Origin of the sequence: Haloarcula sp. JP-Z28, assembly GCF_011440255.1 — an archaeon.
Lineage (GTDB): Archaea > Halobacteriota > Halobacteria > Halobacteriales > Haloarculaceae > Haloarcula > Haloarcula marismortui.
In genome coordinates this window covers 1-1,383 of sequence record NZ_JAAOHT010000157.1, presented here as the reverse complement: position 1 = coordinate 1,383, position 1,383 = coordinate 1, and the positions used below count along the sequence as shown (strand labels likewise).

General features: G+C 58.1%; 3 protein-coding genes and 1 pseudogene. All 4 read right to left on the bottom strand.

Annotated elements, in window-relative coordinates; genetic code table 11:
- Nucleotides 1–13 precede the first annotated feature (13 nt).
- The gene (locus G9463_RS23670; RefSeq protein ID WP_165897811.1) at nt 14–220 is read right to left on the bottom strand and encodes a hypothetical protein; all 207 of its coding nucleotides are present in this window, start codon (nt 218–220) and stop codon (nt 14–16) included.
- Nucleotides 211–525 (bottom strand): hypothetical protein, encoded by a 315-nt coding sequence (locus G9463_RS23665; RefSeq protein ID WP_014030693.1) that lies wholly within the window; start codon nt 523–525, stop codon nt 211–213. The genes G9463_RS23670 and G9463_RS23665 overlap by 10 nt, the downstream gene beginning before the upstream one ends.
- Entirely contained in the window at nt 522–812 is a 291-nt protein-coding gene (locus tag G9463_RS23660) for a hypothetical protein (protein ID WP_008313978.1), read from the bottom strand. The genes G9463_RS23665 and G9463_RS23660 overlap by 4 nt, the downstream gene beginning before the upstream one ends.
- Before the next feature lie 477 nt (nt 813–1,289).
- Nucleotides 1,290–1,383 (bottom strand): annotated as a pseudogene (locus G9463_RS23655) (IS5/IS1182 family transposase); the annotation flags it as partial.

The following is a 1,383-nucleotide window of genomic DNA, read 5'->3' as shown; positions in this document are numbered from 1 at the left end:
TCAGGAGTGTCGCTCATGAATCCTCCTCTCGGAAGTCATCGAGTGTCGTCCTGCGTTTGTACCGACAGCCCGGGTAGTGAGCCAGCAGCGTCTCGTCGACGGCGTCCCAGAAGCCGATTTTGTGTGGCGCAACCGACTGCCAGAACCGGGCGCGTGCCAGTGCTGCCGAAACTCGCTGGCGTTCCTCACGACGCCACTGCTCACGCTCAATCATCGCCATGCCGACGCTCCCTCCGGTCGATCCGCCATGTACGAGCTGGCAAGCTCCAGCCCAGCATCGAGTGACCGCCGCGTCCCGACCAGTTTGGTCGCCCGTTCGAGCGTCCAGCCAGCGTCACTGTGTTTGAGCAGGACTGTGGCTCCAGTGTCGGGGATGTGCCACCCGACCGTGTCGTTGCCAGCGGCGAGAAATTCCCATTCGCCCGCAGCGGCCTCCTGTGCCGCGCTCTGTGTGTCAATCAGCGCATCCGAGCGTGGGCCACCAGCGCCGAAATCGCCCAACGTGGCCGTTCCTGCTGCGTTCATGCAGCGACCTCCCGGCGGTCCCAACCAGCGAGTTCGGCGTCGATGGCGCTGATGATGGTTGTGACCTGTTTCTCTAACGTGTCTGCCTGCTCGCCGTTGACGTCCAGAAGCGAGCGAAGTTCGAGTACGTCCGGGAGGTCGATACTGTCTGATCGCCGGGCCACCATACGGAGGACAACCGCTTGAACATCGGCGCTGCCGGACTGTCCTCGAACAGTCGTCGCGATGGACTCGACGAACTGTGCGGTGAGTGGCTGCGACAGGTCTTCCGAACGACGGCAGGACATATTTCGAGACATCCTCTCACCCGCAGAGGGACACAAAATGGGGGTCGCTACCGCTGTGACTGGAGTTTTATGCTTACTGTGCTGGCTGAGATATCTGCTCAATAAAACTGCGCACCTGTTGTGCTTCTGCAATTAATCTTGTTCACGGTAATGCTCGGCGAACAATTCTACAAAGATACCGAGAGCCGGGATGAAATTAGCGATAGCACCGGCGAGTTCGCCCATCGGTATGAGTTGGTGCAAGGCCAAGGTGAATCCACCGAGCATCAACAAACTGCCTCCAGCGGAGGTGAGAGGGTCTGCTATCCCGTAGACATAAAACCGAGATACTCCCCAAAGAACGAACCATACCGAAATAGCCCACTCAATCATGGGGAAAATCGGCGGATACAGAGATACCGCTCCAAATCCGAGACCTACACCAACAAGCAGGGTCAAGAGACGAGGCCGTGGTGAATCGCCAGACGGAGCTTGATTTCACTGTTTCAGAGACTGCTTGATATTGTGAACGACACACATCAAAACGAGTTCACGAAATTCACCGTACCAAGTTCGCGCACGCACGGCGTCG

Bases quoted from the DNA above. Each gene is read 5' to 3' on its own strand.
- G9463_RS23670 (WP_165897811.1), bottom strand. From the start codon at position 220: ATGGCGATGATTGAGCGTGAGCAGTGGCGTCGTGAGGAACGCCAGCGA.
- G9463_RS23665 (WP_014030693.1), bottom strand. From the start codon at position 525: ATGAACGCAGCAGGAACGGCCACGTTGGGCGATTTCGGCGCTGGTGGC.
- G9463_RS23660 (WP_008313978.1), bottom strand. From the start codon at position 812: ATGTCCTGCCGTCGTTCGGAAGACCTGTCGCAGCCACTCACCGCACAG.